At 42.6% G+C, this 20,487-nt stretch carries 16 protein-coding genes; 7 read left to right on the top strand and 9 right to left on the bottom strand.

Annotation, left to right across the window (positions count from 1 at the left end):
- Positions 1 to 17 precede the first annotated feature (17 nt).
- The 4 genes from HMPREF9010_RS11405 to HMPREF9010_RS11390 form a co-directional block, all read right to left on the bottom strand.
- Entirely contained in the window at positions 18 to 374 is a 357-nt protein-coding gene (locus HMPREF9010_RS11405; protein WP_008649240.1) for an FtsL-like putative cell division protein, read from the bottom strand.
- A gap of 6 nt (positions 375 to 380) precedes the next feature.
- Complete coding sequence (rsmH, locus tag HMPREF9010_RS11400) at positions 381 to 1,295, bottom strand: 16S rRNA (cytosine(1402)-N(4))-methyltransferase RsmH (protein WP_004309512.1); 915 nt, start codon at positions 1,293 to 1,295, stop codon at positions 381 to 383.
- Positions 1,282 to 1,752, bottom strand: a complete 471-nt coding sequence (mraZ, locus tag HMPREF9010_RS11395; RefSeq protein WP_004307337.1) for a division/cell wall cluster transcriptional repressor MraZ — start codon at positions 1,750 to 1,752, stop codon at positions 1,282 to 1,284. Before mraZ ends, rsmH begins: the two co-directional genes overlap by 14 nt.
- 395 nt (positions 1,753 to 2,147) lie before the next feature.
- Positions 2,148 to 2,651, bottom strand: a complete 504-nt coding sequence (locus tag HMPREF9010_RS11390; protein ID WP_004298201.1) for an RNA polymerase sigma factor — start codon at positions 2,649 to 2,651, stop codon at positions 2,148 to 2,150.
- A gap of 259 nt (positions 2,652 to 2,910) precedes the next feature.
- Here HMPREF9010_RS11390 and HMPREF9010_RS11385 point away from each other — a divergent pair, with 259 nt between their 5' ends.
- Complete coding sequence (locus HMPREF9010_RS11385) at positions 2,911 to 3,729, top strand: 1-acyl-sn-glycerol-3-phosphate acyltransferase (RefSeq protein WP_008649244.1); 819 nt, start codon at positions 2,911 to 2,913, stop codon at positions 3,727 to 3,729.
- 26 nt (positions 3,730 to 3,755) lie between these two features.
- Positions 3,756 to 4,772 carry a GNAT family N-acetyltransferase gene (locus tag HMPREF9010_RS11380; RefSeq protein ID WP_004324397.1) on the top strand — a complete coding sequence of 339 codons (1,017 nt, stop codon included), beginning with the start codon at positions 3,756 to 3,758 and terminating at the stop codon, positions 4,770 to 4,772.
- Here HMPREF9010_RS11380 and HMPREF9010_RS11375 read toward each other — a convergent pair.
- Complete coding sequence (locus HMPREF9010_RS11375; protein WP_004307333.1) at positions 4,744 to 6,090, bottom strand: deoxyguanosinetriphosphate triphosphohydrolase; 1,347 nt, start codon at positions 6,088 to 6,090, stop codon at positions 4,744 to 4,746. The genes HMPREF9010_RS11380 and HMPREF9010_RS11375 overlap by 29 nt on opposite strands.
- A 124-nt stretch (positions 6,091 to 6,214) precedes the next feature.
- On the opposite strand from HMPREF9010_RS11375, the gene dut reads away from it, so the two are divergent.
- The 5 genes from dut to HMPREF9010_RS11355 are packed head-to-tail and all read left to right on the top strand — an operon-like array spanning position 6,215 to position 14,353.
- Complete coding sequence (gene dut / locus HMPREF9010_RS0124465; protein WP_004307331.1) at positions 6,215 to 6,646, top strand: dUTP diphosphatase; 432 nt, start codon at positions 6,215 to 6,217, stop codon at positions 6,644 to 6,646.
- Positions 6,647 to 6,670: 24 nt separating this feature from the next.
- Positions 6,671 to 8,443, top strand: coding sequence for a tetratricopeptide repeat protein (locus HMPREF9010_RS11370; protein WP_032852700.1), 1,773 nt, complete (start codon positions 6,671 to 6,673; stop codon positions 8,441 to 8,443).
- Positions 8,440 to 9,018, top strand: coding sequence for a DUF4292 domain-containing protein (locus HMPREF9010_RS11365; protein WP_004298193.1), 579 nt, complete (start codon positions 8,440 to 8,442; stop codon positions 9,016 to 9,018). Before HMPREF9010_RS11370 ends, HMPREF9010_RS11365 begins: the two co-directional genes overlap by 4 nt.
- Positions 9,015 to 10,316, top strand: a complete 1,302-nt coding sequence (locus HMPREF9010_RS11360) for a murein hydrolase activator EnvC family protein (protein ID WP_008649248.1) — start codon at positions 9,015 to 9,017, stop codon at positions 10,314 to 10,316. The genes HMPREF9010_RS11365 and HMPREF9010_RS11360 overlap by 4 nt, the downstream gene beginning before the upstream one ends.
- Positions 10,317 to 10,336: 20 nt before the next feature.
- Positions 10,337 to 14,353, top strand: a complete 4,017-nt coding sequence (locus tag HMPREF9010_RS11355) for a two-component regulator propeller domain-containing protein (protein WP_008649250.1) — start codon at positions 10,337 to 10,339, stop codon at positions 14,351 to 14,353.
- A 120-nt stretch (positions 14,354 to 14,473) separates the two neighbouring features.
- Here the strand turns inward: HMPREF9010_RS11355 and HMPREF9010_RS11350 are convergent, their stop codons facing one another.
- The 4 genes from HMPREF9010_RS11350 to HMPREF9010_RS11340 all read right to left on the bottom strand — a co-directional run bounded on the left by HMPREF9010_RS11350 (position 14,474) and on the right by HMPREF9010_RS11340 (position 20,475).
- Positions 14,474 to 16,159, bottom strand: a complete 1,686-nt coding sequence (locus tag HMPREF9010_RS11350) for an arylsulfatase (RefSeq protein ID WP_008649253.1) — start codon at positions 16,157 to 16,159, stop codon at positions 14,474 to 14,476.
- A gap of 37 nt (positions 16,160 to 16,196) precedes the next feature.
- On the bottom strand, positions 16,197 to 17,549 hold the full coding sequence (locus HMPREF9010_RS11345; RefSeq protein ID WP_008649255.1) for a sulfatase: 1,353 nt from the start codon (positions 17,547 to 17,549) through the stop codon (positions 16,197 to 16,199).
- Between the two features lie 240 nt (positions 17,550 to 17,789).
- The gene (locus tag HMPREF9010_RS0124470; RefSeq protein ID WP_004309532.1) at positions 17,790 to 18,731 is read right to left on the bottom strand and encodes a hypothetical protein; all 942 of its coding nucleotides are present in this window, start codon (positions 18,729 to 18,731) and stop codon (positions 17,790 to 17,792) included.
- Positions 18,732 to 18,765: 34 nt separating this feature from the next.
- Positions 18,766 to 20,475 carry a RagB/SusD family nutrient uptake outer membrane protein gene (locus tag HMPREF9010_RS11340; RefSeq protein ID WP_004309533.1) on the bottom strand — a complete coding sequence of 570 codons (1,710 nt, stop codon included), beginning with the start codon at positions 20,473 to 20,475 and terminating at the stop codon, positions 18,766 to 18,768.
- Positions 20,476 to 20,487: the final 12 nt, after the last annotated feature.

Raw genomic sequence — 20,487 nt, forward strand, 5'->3', positions numbered from 1 at the left:
CAACTCTCCACTCTCACCTATTTAATAAGGTAGGGAGGATTTGTCGATGTCTGCAAATCGCTTTCTTTACTCGATATATAATCTTCAATGCGCGACTGGCGGCTCTTTTCCATCAGTTCCGAGCTGCGTGTCAGCGCGTCATATTTAATGTCTATCAATTCTTGTTTCAGCCGGTCTATTTCGATCTGTTGTTGTTGACTGGCATAACGATTGTGAATGTAGAAGATGATGAATACCATGATAAGTACCAGCAACTTCGTTTGACGGCGGAAAAAATCGGTAGCCAGAATGTCTCCACCCAGAATACTCTTCAGTGAGGTACGTTTTTTCTTCTTGTCCTCTTCTGCTTTCTTGTTTACTACTTCTTCTTCCATATCTTTTTATTTCTTTTCTGCAATTCGTAATTTGGCACTTCTCGACCGCGGGTTTCGTTCTATTTCTGCCTCGTCGGGGACGATTACCTTATTGTTAACAAGGCGGAAAGGCGTTTGCAGATTGCCGAAGAAGTCGGTTTCCGCTTTTCCTTCTACATTGCCTGTCTTCATGATGTTTTTCACCATGCGGTCTTCCAGCGAATGATAGGTGATAACCACCAGTCTGCCGCCCGGCTTTAATGCCTCCGTAGCAGCCAGCAACATCTCCTTCAACGCTTCCATCTCTTGGTTTACTTCAATTCGCAGTGCCTGGAACACCTTTGCCAGCTCTTTCTTTTCACGTTCACGACCGAAAAGCGGTTTGATGATTTCCAAAAACTCACCGATGGTCCGGATATTCTGTCCGCTTCTGGCTTTAACGATGACAGAAGCCAGTTTGCGGCTATTCTTTAGTTCCCCGTACAGGTAGAGGATGTTTGCAAGACGTTCTTCATCATAAGTATTCACGATATCTGCTGCTGTCATACCGGCACGCTTGTTCATACGCATATCCAGTGCCCCGTCAAAACGGAAGGAGAAGCCACGTTCGCTATCATCGAAATGATGAGAAGATACGCCGAGGTCGGCCAGGATCGCGTCTACCTGTTCGATGTCGTGATAACGCAGGAAGTTGTGCAGATAGCGGAAGTTACTGCGCACGAAGATGAAATGAGTATCGTTGACAATGTTCCGTTCAGCATCCTCGTCCTGGTCGAATCCCAGCAGGCGTCCGCCTTCTCCGAGCCGTGAAAGGATCTCGCGCGAATGTCCCGCTCCTCCGAATGTAACGTCTACATACGTTCCATCCGGTTGGATATTCATACCGTCAACGCTTTCTTTCAGCAATACAGGTACGTGATATGTCAATTCATCTTTCTCCATCTTGTCTATTATCATCGTTCATAATTTCTTCTAATGCTGCACCGAACTCTTCGGGTGACATGAAAGGCTGTTCTGCCCGTTCTTTCGCCCAGATCTCTATCTTGTTATCGATGCCGATAAAGCGAATATCCCCATGGATACTGCAAATCTGTAAATACCGTTTCGGAATTAATATGCGCCCGTTGCTATCAGGTGTCACTATTTCAACGTCGCTCACGAATTGCCTGAAAATAAGTTGGTGTTTGCTATTCCATTTGTTAAGTCTACTACGTAGCTCGTTCAACTCCTCGTTCCACACGCTCTCGGGGTATAGGGTTAAACAGTCTTGAAATACGTCTTTACGCATAATAAGCCTCTCTTCGGAAGCGGCTTGTAATTGCTTCCTGAAGGTGGCGGGTATGAACACCCTTCCTTTGGCGTCCGCCCTGGCTTCAATATTTCCTAAAAAACGTATCATTACCTTATTATAATAAGCGACCGTAAAAGTATGAAATTCCCCACAATTCCCCACAACTTTCCATAAAAAACTTTCAGAGAAGTTTTCAACAGAATGTTAAATGTCTATTTGCTTGAAAATGATGTGCCTCCGAGAATGCTTTACTGGTGGGGAGCCCGTGGGCGCAGAACGAAAAAAATGTCTGTATAGGTAAAATTTAAATAATGTGGTGGGGGAGATTCTTTTTCATGCAATAGAGGTTTATCTGACACCCGGGTGTCGGACAACTAATCTTCGCAATAAAAGAAAAGGCAGAATATACCGGAGTATTTCTGCCTTTTAATCATTATCAAAACTAAAAATCTGCATTAAAGAAATATGTGATTCAAAATCACTAAGTTTTATATAGTTAAGGTTTAGCGGAAGTCTTTCAACTCTTCCTGTAATTTCTGGCGCGTGAAGAAAATACGGCTTTTCACTGTACCCAACGGGAGGTTCAGTTTTTCCGCAATTTCACGGTATTTGAATCCTGAAACGTGCATCGCAAACGGAACTCTGTATTCTTTGGGGAGTTTGTTAACTACACGGTGCATCTCTTTCAGGTCGTATGCTCTTTCTGTATTTTCAGAACTTCCATCCTGTGGCAAATTCAGATGATAAAGATTATCAGTCTGGTCGATGAATGTCTGGTCGCGGACTACCTTGCGGTAGTTGTTTATGAATATATTGCGCATGATGGTATACATCCATCCTTTGAAATTTGTATCAGGGGTATATTTATCTTCATTATCTAATGCTTTTAATGATGTCTCCTGCAACAAATCGTTTGCTTCTTCACGGTCAGTTGTCAGTTTATAAGCGAAGCGTAGTAATTCATCTTGTACTCCTACTAAGTCTTTTCTGAAGCTTAAACTTTTCATAATGTGTTGCTTTTTAAAGGTGAATATTCGTTTGTTATTTTCGATGTTGCAAGTTTACATGAATTTTTGAAACCCGGTAGGGGAAAAACTGACGTTTTTTTATCCGAAAACTATCCGCGGATAGTTTTTAGGTCATTTTTGATAGTTTTTGGGTGGTGTTTTTTTGTGTTCTGAACTTAAATCCTGCATTTTCTACCAAATTATTGCGATTAATAAAAAAGAACCGTTAATTTTGTGCCATCATTTTTATTTGAAAAGAATGACTGATGACTCTTTATTTTTGATCGATGTCGATAAGATACTTCGGACGAAGACTCCGAAGCATTACAAGTACATCCCTAAGTTCGTGATTTCTTATCTGAAGAAAATTGTTCATCAGGATGAAATTAATGTATTCCTGAATGAGTCGAAGGATAAACTGGGAGTGGACTTTCTGGAGGCATGTATGGGCTTTTTGGATGCGAAAGTGGACGTAAAAGGCATTGAGAATTTGCCAAAGGATGGTCTGTACACTTTTGTTTCCAATCATCCGTTAGGCGGACAGGATGGTGTTGCGCTTGGTTATGTGTTAGGAAAGCACTATGAGGGGAAGGTGAAATACCTGGTGAATGATCTATTGATGAATCTACGCGGGTTGGCTCCCCTTTGCATACCTATTAATAAAACCGGCAAGCAGGCAAAGGACTTTCCGAAGATGGTGGAAGCCGGATTCCAGTCCGACGATCAGCTGATTATGTTTCCTGCCGGACTGTGTTCGCGCCGTCAGAATGGAGTGATTCGCGACCTGGAATGGAAAAAGACATTTGTAGTAAAGAGCATACAAGCAAAACGTGATGTAATACCCGTGCATTTTGGGGGCAGGAATTCTGACTTCTTTTACAATCTGGCAAATGTTTGCAAGGCACTGGGCATTAAGTTTAACATTGCTATGTTGTATCTTGCGGATGAAATGTTTAAGAATCGCCACAAAACTTTTACTGTCACTTTTGGCAAACCTATACCCTGGCAGACTTTTGATAAATCGAAAACTCCTGCGCAGTGGGCTGAATACGTAAAGGATATTGTTTATAAACTGTAACTGATAGAACAACTATAACAAGGAATATGGAAGAGATTATTAAACCGGTAAGCAAAGAACTGCTAAAAGCAGAATTGACGGAAGACAGACGCTTACGAATGACGAATAAGAGTAATAATCAGATTTATATTATTACTCATCAGAATGCTCCTAATGTGATGAGAGAAATTGGTCGTTTGCGTGAAATAGCTTTCCGTGCTGCTGGTGGAGGTACAGGTCTGTCAATGGATATTGATGAATACGACACGATGGAGCACCCCTACAAGCAGTTGATCGTATGGAATCCGGAAGCGGAAGAAATTCTGGGTGGTTACCGGTATTTGCTTGGTACGGACGTGCGTTTTGATGAAAAAGGTGCTCCGATTCTGGCTACTTCCCATATGTTTCATTTCTCTGATGCCTTTATTAAAGAATATTTGCCACAGACAATTGAGTTGGGGCGTTCGTTCGTTACGCTTGAATATCAGTCTACCCGTGCCGGAAGTAAAGGATTGTTCGCTTTAGATAATCTGTGGGATGGATTGGGAGCGTTGACTGTTGTTATGCCGAATGTGAAATATTTCTTTGGCAAAGTGACCATGTATCCAAGCTATCACCGTCGTGGCCGTGATATGATTCTTCATTTCCTTAAGAAACATTTTTATGACAAAGAGAAACTTGTCACTCCGATCGAGCCTCTGAAACTTGAGACTTCCGAAGACGAGCTGAGTGCTTTGTTTTGCAAGCATTCCTTCAAGGAAGACTATAAAATATTGAATTGTGAAATTCGTAAACTGGGATATAATATTCCTCCGTTGGTAAATGCATATATGAGCCTAAGCCCTACTATGCGTATGTTCGGAACAGCTATCAATTATGAATTCGGTGATGTGGAAGAAACCGGTATTCTGATTGCTGTAGACGAAATTCTCGAAGATAAGCGGATTCGACACATCCAGACGTTTATTGAAAGCCATCCGGATGCGTTGAGATTGTCTTCTTGTGAAGGGGAAGAGGTGTTTACTCCTAAAGTGGTTACACCGCAGGCAAACTGTTCCCGTTAATTTTACGATAAAGATCAAGAGCAAAGACGTCGGTCATTCCCGATATATAGTCAAGTACCGCCTGTATTCTTTCATAGAGTACGGGCGCTTTTATATTGTATTGACTGGAAACCCGGTCGATCAGGAGTTTGGAATAAGTCTTTTCGGGTGAGGTTACGGCATCTATCATCAATTCGAGCAGGGTGCTGATGATGCGGAATCCCGCCAGTTCAACATCCAGTACGTCCCGTGAACGGTAGATTTTATTGATAGATACTTCGACGCTGTGTTTATAGGCTGCTGCCGGACGCTCGGCTATGCGCTTGATTAGTGATCCTTCGAACGTGCCGGACAGGATTTCTTGTTCATGATCTAAAAAGACACGGGTACACTCCCGGATCAATAAACCGATGACGGAAGAGCGCAGGTAAGCGATTTGCTCGTTGACATCGTTAACAATCAGGAATGTTTTTCGGAGATGTTCCTGCCGCTCTTCGCTGAAATAGGCCATTAATAGCTCTTTAGTCTCTTCTGTGGTGAGAATCTTCAGTTTATATGCATCCTCAATATCCATCATCTGATAGCAAATGTCGTCTGCCGCTTCAACCAAATAAACTAACGGGTGGCGTGCATACTTTAAAGGATGTTCGTTGAGCAATATCAGTCCTAATTCTGTTGCAATTTTGCGGAAGCTTTCTTCTTCGCTGACGAAAAAGCCAAACTTGGATTTTGTTCCTGCAAGGCTCGATGAAAAGGGGTATTTTACGATAGAAGCCAGAGTGGTGTATGTTAGAACGAATCCGCCTTTGCGACGTCCCTCGAACTGATGTGTAAGTATTCGGAAGGCATTTGCATTTCCTTCAAAATGTATTAAATCTTCCCATTCCATCGGAGAAAGTTGCTCTCCGTTGGGCTGTTTCTCTTTCAGGCGAACTCCTTTCCCTTCAGAGAAAAAAGTGGAAATGGCCTTTTCGCCTGAATGACCGAAAGGCGGATTACCCAAATCGTGTGCCAGGCAAGCAGCCGAAACGATAGAACCGATCTCCGGCAGGAAAGAATCCTGAAGTTCCGGATGACGTTCCAGAAGTGCTTTGGCAACATCGTCCCCGAGTGAACGGCCAACGCTGGCGACTTCGAGACTGTGCGTAAGTCGGTTGTGTACAAAAACGCTGCCCGGTAGAGGGAATACTTGCGTTTTGTTCTGTAATCTGCGGAAAGGAGCCGAAAAAATAAGACGGTCATAGTCCCGTTGGAATTCGGATCGGTTTTCCTGTCGTTCCTCATGGAATTCTTCCATTCCGAAACGTTTCGCTGATATTAATTGGTTCCAATTCATCATTTTATCTATAATTTTAGTGTTTACCATTCGCAAATTGGCTACAGGTACATTATTTAACTGCAAACTTAACTATTTTTCAGTTCAAAATGTGTATTTTCGCCCGTTAAATAGTAAACATGCATTTATGAATATTCAAGTTATCAATAAATCGAAGCATCCGCTTCCGGCTTATGCCACTGAATTGTCTGCAGGAATGGATATCCGTGCTAATCTTTCTGAACCTATCACATTGGAACCGTTGCAACGTTGTCTGGTGCCGACAGGACTATATATCGCCTTGCCGAAGGGATTTGAGGCACAAGTTCGTCCACGTAGCGGACTGGCGATCAAGAAAGGAATTACGGTGCTCAATTCTCCGGGTACGATTGATGCGGATTATCGTGGGGAAGTTTGTATCATTTTAGTCAATCTCTCCTCTGAAACGTTTGTGATTGAAGACGGTGAACGTATCGCGCAGATGGTGATAGCGAAGCACGAACAGCCTGCATGGCAGGAAGTAGAGGTGCTGGATGAAACAGAACGGGGAGCCGGTGGTTTCGGACATACCGGAGTATGATGAATGCTTAATGGAGAAAATAGAATGAAGATAAAAATAGGATGGCTGTTCGTGACGGTATTGATGCTCACTTCATGTGGGGGAATCCGGTCTGTGCGTACAGCAAAAACAACAGCGAAAGCAGATGGAGCTTCTTTAATGAAGGAAACATTGCTTTCTGCTGAACAACAGCGTAAATATGACTACTTCTTCTTGGAAGCCATGCGGATGAAAGGAAAGAATGAGTATGATGCGGCATTTGGATTGCTACAGCATTGTCTGGATATCAACCCCACTGCTTCTTCTGCGCTTTATGAAATATCGCAATATTATATGTTCCTTCGCCAGGTGCCGCAAGGTCAGGTTGCTTTGGAGCAGGCAGTGGCTTTTGCGCCTGATAACTATTGGTATAGTCAGGGATTGGTCAGTTTGTACCAGCAACAAAATGAATTGGATAAGGCTGCGGCTTTGCTTGAGAAGATGGTGACCCGTTTCCCGTCGAAACAGGACCCTTTGTTCAGCCTTCTTGATATTTACAGTCGCCAGGAGAAGTATAATGATGTCATTTCTACATTGAATCGTTTAGAGAAACGCTTGGGTAAGAATGAGCAGCTTTCTATGGAGAAATTCCGTATTTATCTTCAGATGAAAGATGATAAGAAGGCATTTCAGGAAATAGAAAGTCTGGTACAGGAATATCCGATGGATATGCGTTATCAGGTGATACTGGGAGATGTATATCTTCAGAACGGGAAAAAGCAGGAAGCTTATGATGCATACCAGAAGGTACTGGCTGTAGAGCCTGATAATCCGATGGCTCTCTTCTCGATGGCTTCTTACTATGAACAGACCGGGCAGAAAGAATTGTATCAACAGCAACTGGATACGTTGTTATTGAACAAAAAGGTGACTTCTGATACTAAAATCAGTGTCATGAGACAGGTGATTGCGGAAAATGAACAGTCGTCCGCTAAAGATAGCACTCAGGTGATTGCCTTGTTTGACCGGATGATGAAGCAGGATATGGATGATCCGCAGATACCGATGCTTTATTCTCAATACCTGTTGTCGAAGAATATGGAACAGGAGGCTGTGCCGGTATTGGAGCAGGTGGTTGATCTGGATCCTACCAATAAGGCTGCCCGTCTGATGCTGGTTAGCGCGGCGGTGAAAAAGGAAGATTACAAGCAAATTATCAAGGTCTGCGAACCGGGCATTGAAGCTACTCCGGATGCGTTGGAACTTTATTATTATCTGGCTATCGCTTATCATCAGGCAGAACAGACGGATAGTGTATTGAGTGTTTGCAGCAGAGCATTGGAACATGTAACTGCCGATACCAGAAAAGAAGTCGTTTCGGATTTCTATTCAATTATGGGAGACATTTATCATACCAAGAAACAGATGGCGGAGGCTTACGCTGCTTACGATTCGTCTTTGGTGTACAATCCTTCCAATATTGGCGCATTGAACAATTATGCTTATTATCTGTCTGTGGAACGTCGTGACTTGGACAAGGCGGAGGAGATGAGTTATAAAACGGTGAAAGCCGAACCTAATAATTCGACCTATCTCGATACTTATGCATGGATTCTTTTTGAAAAGGGAAACTATGCCGAAGCCCGTATCTATATTGACAATGCAATGAAGAACGACGGCGAGAAGAGCGATGTGATTGTGGAGCATTGCGGAGATATTTATTTTATGACCGGCGATGCGGAAGGTGCGTTGAAATATTGGAAGAAGGCACTGGAAATGGGTAGCGAGTCGAAAACGTTGAAACAGAAAATAGAGAAGAAGAAATATATTGCGGAATGAAAAGAATCATTTATCTACTGTTGTTGGTGGTAGTGGTGTTGGCCGGCTGTAAGAGTTCGAAGCACTTGGCAACTTCGGAAACTAAGACTTCGACAAAGGCTCCGACATCCAGTTACCTGGCTTCCAAGCTTCAGTTGACTATTCCCGGCAAGAAGGGAAGCATGTCTGTAGGGGGAACCATGAAGATGAAAACTCATGAGCGGGTACAAATCTCCTTATTGATGCCTATTCTGCGTACAGAAGTGGCACGTATAGAAGTTACTCCCGACGAAGTTTTATTGGTAGACAGGATGAATAAACGCTTTGTTCGTGCCACTAAAGCTGAATTGAAAAATGTATTGTCGAAGAATGTGGAGTTTTCCCGTTTGGAAAAGATATTGATGGATGCCTCTCTTCCTGGTGGAAAGACAGAGCTGACAGGAAAAGATATAGGAATTCCTTCATTAGAAAAGGCAAAAGTCCAACTTTATGAGTTCTCCACACAAGAGTTTTCGATAACTCCGACGGAACTGACGTCCAAATACAACCAGATTCCCTTGGAAGAATTAGTAAAAATGCTGGTAGCTTTATTATGATGAAACGTTTCTTTGTTATTCTAATCAGTTGCCTTTGGTTGGCAGTTCCTCTTTTCGCTCAATCGAACAAGTTGATTCGTGAGCTGGAAAGTAAACGCGGTGCGCTGCAAAAACAGATTGCCGAATCGGAATCTATATTGAAGGATACAAAGAAAGATGTGGGAAGCCAGTTGAATAGTCTGGCTGTGTTGACCGGACAGATTGAAGAGCGGAAACGCTATATCATGGCTATCAACAATGATGTGGAGGCTATCCAGCGTGAGTTGGCTTCGTTGGAGCGCCAGTTGAGAGGCTTGGAGAAGGATTTGAAAGATAAAAAGAAGAAATATGAAGCTTCTGTCCAGTACTTGTATAAGAATAAGTCGATAGAGGAGAAGCTCATGTTTATTTTTTCGGCAAAGAATCTGGGGCAGACTTATCGGCGTATGCGATATGTTCGTGAATATGCCACTTATCAACGTCTGCAAGGGGAAGAAATCCTAAAGAAACAGGAGCAGATACGCAAGAAGAAAGCGGAACGTCAGCAAGTGAAAGCCGCCAAAGAGAACCTGCTGCAAGAACGTGAGAGCGAAAAGGTGAAGTTGGAAGAGCAGGAAAAAGAGAAACGCACGCTAGTGACTAATCTGCAAAAGAAGCAGAAAGGATTGCAGAATGAGATAAATAAAAAACGCAGGGAAGCCAATCAGCTGAATGCCCGCATCGATAAATTAATTGCAGAAGAAATAGAGCGTGCCCGCAAGCGTGCGCAGGAAGAAGCTCGTCGTGAAGCGGCTGCCCGTAAGAAAGAGGAAAGCAAGGAGGGAAAATCCGCCGCAACGGAAACGGCCGCCAAATCGAAACCTCTTGAGGCTTATACCATGAGTAAGGCGGATCGGGAATTATCAGGTAACTTTGCCGCGAATCGCGGGAAATTGCCAATGCCTATATCAGGCGCTTATATTATCACCAGCCGTTACGGACAATATGCCGTAGAGGGGTTGCGCAATGTGAAACTGGATAACAAGGGTATTGATATTCAGGGAAAACCGGGTGCACAGGCGCGTGCCATTTTTGATGGGAAGGTGGCGGCTGTGTTCCAATTGAACGGATTATTTAATGTCCTCATTCGTCATGGCAATTATATTTCTGTTTATTGCAATCTTTCTTCTGCATCCGTCAAAGCCGGTGATACGGTGAAGACGAAGCAATCCATCGGTCAGGTCTTTTCTGACGGTACGGATAATGGACGGACGGTATTGCACTTCCAGTTGCGTAGGGAGAAAGAAAAGTTGAATCCTGAACCTTGGCTGAACCGATAATTGAATAAAAAACACGTAGAATGAAGTTAACTAAAATACTAATATGCTTGCTGATCTTCTGGACTGGAACACTATCCGCGTCTCCTTATTTTTCGTTCAAGAAATATCAGGTAGAAGATGGATTGTCTCATAATACCGTGTGGTGCGCCCTTCAAGATAGTTATGGCTTTATCTGGTTGGGTACCAGTGACGGACTGAATCGTTATGACGGGCGGGGCAATAAAGTGTATCGGAATGTTCTCAACGAAAAGTTCTCATTAGAAAACAATTTTGTAGAAGCCTTGATAGAGGTGGACAAGAATCTCTGGGTTGGAACAAACTCCGGACTTTATATTTATGACCGGGATACCGATCGTTTCTCTTACTTTGATAAAACGACACAGTATAATGTGTATATCAGCAGTGAGATTAAAAAGATTATCAAGACGGAAAATGGTCTTATCTGGATTGCGACTTTGGGACAGGGATTTTTTATTTATGATCCGAAAACAGAGGTGTTGACTCAAAATAGTGTTCAGACATCTTTTGTATGGGACCTCTGTCAGAGTGCTGATCGGAAGAGGGTCTATATATCTTCCTTACAGGAAGGACTTTTGTGCTTTGACGAAAACGGCAAGTTTCTCCGGACGTATGAAATCTCATTAGATATAAATGCTTCCGATAGTTATAAAGTGAACTGTATTCAGAATATCGATGGAGATATTTGGATTGGTGCGGGAAGTAATCTATTGAGCCGTTTGGATGAACGAACTGAAGCTATAGACAATTACAGTGGTTCGGCGTTTAATTTCGGAGCTGTTCATTGTTTGTTGAAGTATACGGATAAAGAGCTGTTGGTAGGAACGGATAACGGGCTTTATCTATTCGATCAAAATACAAACACATTTCAGCGGGCGGATAATCCCGCCGATCCGAGAAGTTTGAGCGATCAGACTATCAATGGAATGATGTGGGATGCCGAAGGGGCTCTTTGGGTGTTGACCAATTTGGGTGGAATCAACTATATGTCCAAGCAGACTAAACGTTTTGATTATTATTCGCCTGCCTATCTGTCCGGAGTGCCGGGAGCGGGGGAGGTTGTTGCTCCTTTCTGTGAGAATAAAGATGGGAATATCTGGATTGGAACTCAAAGCGGTTTGTATTTTTTCAATGCTGTTACCCGGGAACTTTCTCCTTATGCAATAGGAGGAGCTAAAAATCAAAAGTATGACATTCGTTCTTTAATGCTGGATGGTGACTATTTATGGATTGGAACTTATGCCGGCGGAATACGGGTTATCAATTTACGCACAGGGGCAGTGAAAGCCTATACTCATTCTCGTGGAATCCCCAATACGATTTGTAGCAACGATGTGTTGTGTATTTATAAAGGACGGAAAGGAGAAATTTATGTAGGAACGAGTTGGGGATTGTGTCGTTATGACGCTGCTCGAGATAACTTTATGACCATCACAAGTGTCGGTTCAATGGTTTCTGTTGTTGATATCTATGAGGATATGTACAATCATCTCTGGATTGCGACTTCCAATAGTGGTGTGTTTTCTTACAATACAATGAATGCTCATTGGAAACATTATCAGCATGAACGGGAAGATTCGACTACGATCACCAGTAATTCGGTCATTACTTTATTTGAAGATGCGAAAGGGACCATGTGGTTTGGAACGAATGGGGGAGGACTGTGTTCTTTTGATGCTAAAGAGAAAAGATTCATTGAGTTTGATCCGCATAATACTTTATTACTTAACAAGGTTATTTATGCGATTGAGCAAGATCAGGGAGGTGATTTCTGGGTATCCAGCAATGCCGGAATTTTTAAGATTAATCCTGTTACCAAAGATTATTTCCGCCAGTTCACGATTAATGACGGCTTGCAAGGGAATCAGTTTATAGCTCGATCTTCATTGAAATCATCCGAAGGAAAATTGTATTTTGGTGGGATCAATGGCTTTAATGTATTCCAGCCGGAACAGTTTGTAGATAACAAATATATTCCTCCGGTTTATGTGACCGATATCCGGTTACCTTATCAAACCGATGAGCAGGAGGTGAAGAAACTGCTTCAGTTGGATAAGCCGCTTTATATGGCTGATAAGGTGACTTTATCTTATGAGAACAATAGTTTCTCCATCCGTTTTGTCGCTCTTAGTTTTGAAGATCCGGGGAAGAACCGGTATTCTTACATACTTCGCGGAGTGGACAAGGAATGGATTCTGAATACCGATAACAATATGGCTTCTTACACCAATTTGCCTCCTGGTGAGTATTTGTTCGAAGTCAGAGGCTCTAATAATGATCGTCAGTGGAACGAGAACACTACCACTTTAAAAGTGGTGATTACTCCTCCCTGGTGGCGTAGTACCTTTGCTTACGTCATTTATGTCCTCATGCTGTTGGGATGGATCGGTTGGATGGCTTGGCGATGGAACCTCCGTGTTAAACGCAAATATAAACGGCGGATGGAAAAATACCAGACTGCCAAGGAACAGGAAGTTTATAAGTCGAAGATTAGCTTTTTCATCAATCTGGTACATGAGATACGTACTCCGCTTAGTTTGATACGGCTTCCTTTGGAAAAATTATTAGAGAAAGAGCGTGAAGGAAAAGAACTCAAGTATTTGTCTGTGATAGATAAGAATGTAAATTATCTGTTGGGGATTACTAATGAATTGCTTGATTTTCAGAAAATGGAGAGTGGTACGCTGCATCTGAATTTGAAAAAGAGTGATATTAAAGAACTTGTCAGTGACGTTTATAATCAGTTTACAAGCCCTGCTGAATTAAAAGGAATTGATTTGCAACTGACTGTGCCTGAACAAGAGCTGGTGTCTACGGTGGATAGTGACAAATTAAGTAAGATTCTTGTCAATCTGATGGGAAATGCCATCAAATATGCGCATGCGCATATTGACTTGAGGCTGCTTGTTACTGATGGGGGATATGAGATACAAGTGAACGATGATGGTCCCGGAATACCAAATGAACAGAAACAAAAGATATTTGAGGCTTTCTATCAACTGCCTGACGATAAGGTGGCCACAGCAGTAGGCACTGGCATCGGATTGGCTTTTGCGAAGTCTTTGGCAGAAGCTCATCAGGGAGATTTGCGTCTGGAAGATAATATTGGAGGTGGTTCTTCGTTTATACTGTCTCTTCCGTTCAAAGAGTGGGAGACGGAAAAAATGAGCGATATTGTAGAAATATCCCCGGAGCATGCGGATGCTTCTGAAACGGTCTCTTCGGAGTATTCAGGAAAGAAGTTCACAGTTCTGTTGGTTGAGGATAATGTTGATTTGCTGAATCTGACTCGTGAGTCATTGGCGGAATGGTTCCGTGTGTTGAGGGCTTCCAACGGTCGTGAAGCACTTGAAGTGCTTGCGAAGGAAAATGTGGATGTGATAGTGAGTGACGTAATGATGCCGGAGATGGATGGGCTGGAACTTTGCAGCAAGGTGAAGTCTGAAATCTCTTATTCACATATTCCGGTTATTTTGTTGACGGCGAAAACCACTTTGGAGTCTAAAGTCGAAGGACTTGAATGTGGAGCGGATGTATATGTTGAGAAACCATTCTCTGTTAAACAGCTCCGTATGCAGATCGAGAATCTGTTGAAGTTGAGGCAGTCTTTCCATAAATTGATGGTGAGCTTGGCAGGAGATACGGTTGCTGTTTCGACAACGGATTTTGCGATGTCTCAAAAGGATTGTGAGTTTATAGCTAAGATACAGGGAGTAATAGCCGAACAGTTGGCGGATGAGAACTTCTCGATAGATACTTTGGCGGAACAGATGAATATGAGCCGTTCTAATTTCTATCGGAAGATAAAGGCTTTGTCCGGAATGTCTCCTAATGATTATTTGAAGACACTTCGTATGAATAGAGCTGCTGAACTGATTGTGAGCGGTACCCGGATTTCTGAAGTGGCAGCGCAGGTAGGATTTACTTCTTCTTCTTATTTTGCGAAATGTTTTAAAGCGCAATATGGTGTACTGCCTAAGGAATATACAGGTCAGCCTCCGATTTCAGGTGAGGCTTGATAAAGAAGGGATAAAAGCATATAAAAAAACTCCTGTCGTACAATATCATTGGATATTTTCCGACAGGAGTCAAATATAAAATAATTAATCGAGTACTCTTTCTAATTAATTGAGTAGGCTTTATTTCTTTTTCTGTCCCGGGTAAGGTTCTACCATGCAACGTTTAGCCCATGCTTCGTAAGCCTTTGTCATTTCAGCTACTTTTTCAGGGTATTGTGCTGCCAGATTATGCATTTCGCTCCGGTCCTCATTCAGGTTGTATAATTCCCATTTAGCGTTTTCTCCCGGACGAACTAGCTTCCAACCATCCTTAGAAAGGAATGCACGTTCATTGAAATGCTCAAATCCAAGGTAGTCATGTCCTTCACGATGTCCGGTCTTGAAGATAGGAACCAGGCTTTTACCCTCCAATGGGATGATGTCATTTCCTTTATATTTGGTAGGATAAGTGGCGCCTGCCATATCGATACAAGTAGCCATGATGTCCATCACATGTCCGATTTCGGGAGTCGTTTTGCCGACATTCTTCTTGATACCTTTTGGCCAGTGGGCAATCATTGGAGTACAGATTCCTCCTTCATAAGATTTGGCTTTCCAAAAACGGAACGGTGTGTTGGCTACGTTTGCCCAGCGTGCTCCCAGTGAAGCATAAGTTGTTTCCGGGCCAGGCAGCACTTCTTTGTTATGAGGATAAACCATTTTCTCCCCTTTACGTGTCATATCAGGACGGTCATTTTCTCCGGGAGAGTAGTTCTGACAATCTTCATTGCTGCATCCATTGTCGGAAAGGAATAAAATCAGTGTATTTTCAAGTTGTCCTGTCTTTTCCAGAGCATCGATTACTTGTCCTATTCCCTGGTCCATACGGTCGATCATGGCAGCATGAACAGCCATGGCACGAGCATCCCATTCAGCATGTGGGTTATCTTCCCATTTATCTTTGAACTGTCTATCAGACAGGAAATTATCCATGTTAGGGAATATACCCAGTTGTTTCTGACGTTCGTAACGGGCGTTACGGATAGCTTCCCAGCCTACTTTATAGGTATCCTTATATTTTTCAATATCTTCCGGCAGTGCATGCAACGGCCAGTGTGGTGCTGTGTAAGCCAGGTACATAAAGAATGGTTTATCGTCTTTGGCATACTCTTTCACTTCTTTCACTGCACGGTCTGAAAGCGCCTGTGTGATGTAATATCCGTCGGGTACTTCTTTCACGGGTACTTCACCTTCTACCAGACTGAATGGGTCAAAATAGTCTACTACTCCGTAGATAGTACCATAGTGGTTATCAAATCCGCGATTCACCGGATAATGACAAAGATCAGAATAGGTTTCGTGGTATACGTGATGTGCGAGCCATTCGCGTTGGTCTTTGCGTAGTGGAGTTTCTGCGATGTGCCATTTACCTACCATGCTGGTAGCATATCCTGATTCTTTCAATACCTCTGCGATGGTAACGGCATTGCGTGAGAGTGTTCCCCGGTAACCCGGCAGGTGGTCATCGAAGGTCATACGTCCGATTCCCGCCTGATGTTGATAAAGTCCTGTCAACAGGGAAGCACGCGTCGGACAACTCCGGCTGGTGTTATAGAAATGATTGAAACGTACTCCTTGTTTTGCCAGTTTGTCCAGATTAGGTGTGTGGATTTCACTACCGTAGCATCCCAGGTCGGAATAGCCTAGGTCATCTGCAAGAATTACCAGGATATTGGGTCTTTGATCGGACTTTTTTCCTTTGGCCTCTGCTGCAGAATGTCCAGCAACCATCAAGGCGGTTGGTAATAGTAAAAATTTAGAATTCATAAGTTTAATGTTGGTTTATAATTTGTTTTTCACTGTATTACTCTTTTCCTTTGTCTTTGTTTTCCTCATACCATTTACATACTTTCTTGCTCAACTTGGCAACCAAATCAGGATGCTCATTTGCGATATTATTCTTTTCGAACTTATCCTTTTCCATATCATATAATTGCGCATCGCTTCCGTCACCGTTCACTAATAATTTCCATTTTCCACTGCGTATAGCTAAATGGGGGCTTCTGTCATAAGGGTTTCCTGGAAAGCCAAAATGTTTGTTTCGTCCGAAGTCCCACATTAAATCGGTCTTGCGTTTGGCTTCCGATTTACCGAGAAGAACTTTTGAGTAGTTCTGCCCATCGCCTTTGTAACCTTTTTCTGTTTTGATTCCGGCTATAGAACACAAAGTCGGATATAAATCTACTGCGCATAATACAGACTCGTTATTTACCTGTCCGGCTTTAATTTTCTTGGGGTATCTGATGATGAAAGGCATACGAATACCACCTTCATAAAGACTATTTTTAGTTCCTCTCAAATAAGCGGAACGTACAGATTTAAAGCTGGGTGCAGGACCATTGTCGCTAGTGAAAATAATGATTGTATTTTCTCCCACTCCCAGCTCATCCAGGGTTTTGATGAAACGTCCGAGTTGTTTGTCCATTTCTGCAAGTACAGGAGCAAATGCTTCTTGTGTTTCCCAGCTTTTTCTTTCCTTTTGTTTGAATTCCGGTACCCAAGGGGTATGCATATCATCCGGCCATAGGTTTAGGAAGAAGGGTTCGTCTTTGTGCTTTTTTACAAACTCAATACTTTTATCTACAAAGTATTCGGTACGTCTCCAACGTTTTACACTGTCTTTATCCGACCATATCCACTTGGTTGCAGTGATTGCTGGTTCCGGATCCGGACTTTCATAGGTTGATATGTATTCGTCAAAACCGTAATTTTTAATAGAAGGAGCGTTATGTACGTCACGTCCGCCTCCCATGTGCCATTTTCCGATGTGTCCTGTTGAGTAACCTGCATTTTGGAAGGCACGCGCCATGGAAGGCAACTTATCATCCAGGAAATTACGTTGTTCGCATCTCTTATTAGCAGCTTTGTCGTTCAGGAAAGTGTTGATTCCCACTTCAAGAGGAAAGAGACCTGTGGTTAATCCACAGCGGGATGGAGAGCTAACCGGCGCAGAAGAGTAATATTGGTTGAATAATAGTCCGTCTTGTGCCAACTTGTCAATATTGGGAGTAGGAACGAATTTACCTCCATAACAACCTATGTCACCGATACCCATATCATCGATATAAATAATTACTACATTAGGTTTTGTTTCTGCTTGTGTGTTAGCAATGGGGAGCAGGGCTCCCAGCCAGGGTAGATGTTTTTTCAGATTCATAATTATTGTGATTTAATTAACTTCAGTTTTTCATGATGACTTTTCGCAAAAGTAGGGAAGATATCAGAGAAGGAAGGAAAAATACTAATCAATAAAGGAAAAAAAATGGTAGAATGATAGATTTCTTCTTTCTTCTATTGGGAAAACAGGAATAGAGAAGCTCGTAGAAACCGAAAACTTCTCTATTCTTCTAATTATTCTATGATACGATCATTGGAGAAAGTATCTTGCATGGGAGCTTTACTTCGCCACGGTTTTAGTCAGTAATTGTACCCATGAGTATTTAGTGTTTTCTACCCAATTATCCGGTGAGACTTCGATAGTACCAGTTTTTGCTGTTATTTTTTGTATGCAAATCAATCCTTTCTTTCCATTGGCAGTTTTGAACAGGTAAACTTTATCTGCCTGAATAGCTAAGACTTCGGAGGTTGGATCTGCCAGATTTTCTATCGGAGTTGCATCTACCTGGGAGATTGCATTAAATTCTGCTTGTGATAAAGAGGTTTCAGCAAATAATGTGTGTTGTAAACCAGTAATTGTCATCAAGCCATAATCACTTCTTTTAGCAGGTGAAACAAGAGCTGGTACAGCTTCGCTTCCTGAAGGCAAGATAATATCTCCGAGTGAGAAATCGACTTCGTTTGTATATTTCATGGCATCAGCAGCCATATAGGTGCGTCCAAGAAGCCATGTTGCATAATAACAACCATAATAAGCTGAAGCTGTCTCTACTATTTCTCCATCTTTTCCGTAATCCGGATCGGAGAATAAAACAGAAGGAGTAATCTCTACCAATAAGTTACGTTGGTACGTATGGCCGTCGGTACCTAGAACGACTACTGTAATACAGGCATTCTCTTTTAAAGAAGTAAACTTGTAAGTTGTTTCGTAATTAGTCGTTCCGTCTGCAAATGACTGGGCAGTTTCTTCTATCAGACTTCCCTGCATTCCGGTTTTGGAGTCTGCCTGATAAATTTCAAAACTCATGATTTCTCCCTGTACTTTGACGGTTGCCGTGTATTCAGCAATCCCTTTCGTTAGTGATACTCTATTATTCTGATCGACACCCGCAAATTCGATTTTGACAGGTGCTTCATAATCAACTTCATATTTATCTGCACAACCGAATAATCCAAATAAACTGATTGACAGAATTAATGCAATTATACTATTTGTTTTCATGACTTTATTTTTTTAAGTAAACATTCTATTTAGATTAGTATCCTGGATTCTGGTAGATATTCGGGCAGTTATTAACTTCATCCTGTGGTATTGGAGCCAAGTTCATGCGCTCGTTATAGTTTCGTGTATCTAAAGTTACCCGTTGATATTCACCGTTAATTTTCTTTATTCCGACAGCCGGTAATCTCATTACATTTTTTGCTATCAGCCATCTTCTTATATCAAAGAATCGATGATCTTCAAAACAAAGTTCTACACGGCGTTCTTTACGTATGCGTTCCCGAAGGGTTGCCTGATTATAATCTGCGGCCAGTAAGTCTGTCGTGATACCGGCACGACGACGTATCCTGTTAAGCTGGGCTATTGCTTTTTCTCTGGCTGTATTCGTATCTTCAGCCTCATTCTCGGCTTCTGCATAATCGAGCAGGATTTCTGCATATCTCATCATTGGAAAGTCCATGTAAGTGGTACCACCTTTTCGATGATCGATACGGTCATCCAGGAACTTTGTCAGGAAGTATCCGCTTCCCCATCTATATGATTTTGACAGGTCTATTGCAGCTGGCTTACCGTTGACTAAAGGCCAGGTAGCACCATCACATAGAATACTCTGCGCCAAACGAGGATCCCTGTTAGCATAAGGAGAATTTACATTGTAACCGGAGTTTGGGTTGATGATGGCTTTCGTATTTGATTCATAACCGAGAATGGGCTGTGAGCCGTCGAGCATATCATAACAGTCTACCAGCCATTGGTTCGGACAAGTCAGTAGTTCTTTATTTACGTTCCAGGGGTCAAAGGCAGGCATCATTCCGTAAAGGTCATTTGCCGGTGCACGGAGAAATCCCATGATTACCTCACCATTGGCACGGGTATTGAATAATCGTGTGTAGCTCTTTTCGGGAGTGGTCGGATCTTCATATAAACGATAGAAATCTCCATTGTCAGCATATTCAATCATATCGTAGGCAGCATCAGCCGCTTCTCTCCAAGTTACTCCGGACGCATTGTGTAAGGGACTTGCTGCATAAAGTAATGTGCGTGCCAGATAGCCTAGGGCTGCTCCCCGGGTAGCTCTTCCGTAATCTGCTGCATCGTATTTGTCGGGCAATACTCCCGGCTCTGCAAGTTCTTTGAATTCATTAGCAATCCAACGGACTGTGGTTTCTAACGATTCACGTTTGATTTCGTCATAAAGTAACGGATCGAGTTCTTTGTCTCCGATTACTAATGCTCCGTAGAAACGAAACAGTTCGTGGTGATACAATGCACGCAGAAAGCGTACTTGGTTTTTCAGGGAAATCTTCTCTGCATCCTCCAATGGTGAACGATCTACGTTGTTCAGGAATGTGTTTGCAGAACGGATGGCTTTATAGTAAAATGTCCATGGATGGTCACCGCCAATCAAACCTTTGGAAGCATCAATTCCCCCTTTGATAAATTTCTCGAGTTCGGGAATAACTGCCCCTCCGGCACGGGTTGTATTTCCGGCTCCATCGTCTGTTGCGTTGTCAAGCATGCAAGGTGAACCACCAATGTTTGCCAAAAAACCAAAACTGCCAAGGCGGTCTCTTCCCATGCGCATACGTGCATACAAGTCGTATGCAACTTTGCGGGTCAATGTGATGTCCGAATAAACTTTCTCTGTATCCGTAAGATCCAGTTCGGTTTCTTTCATCAGGCTATCTGCACTACAACTGGCAAGCAGAACAGCCGTTACAAAGGATATAAATAGTTTTCTCATAAATTATTCATT

Source organism: Bacteroides sp. 3_1_23, assembly GCF_000162555.1.
Taxonomy (GTDB): domain Bacteria; phylum Bacteroidota; class Bacteroidia; order Bacteroidales; family Bacteroidaceae; genus Bacteroides; species Bacteroides ovatus.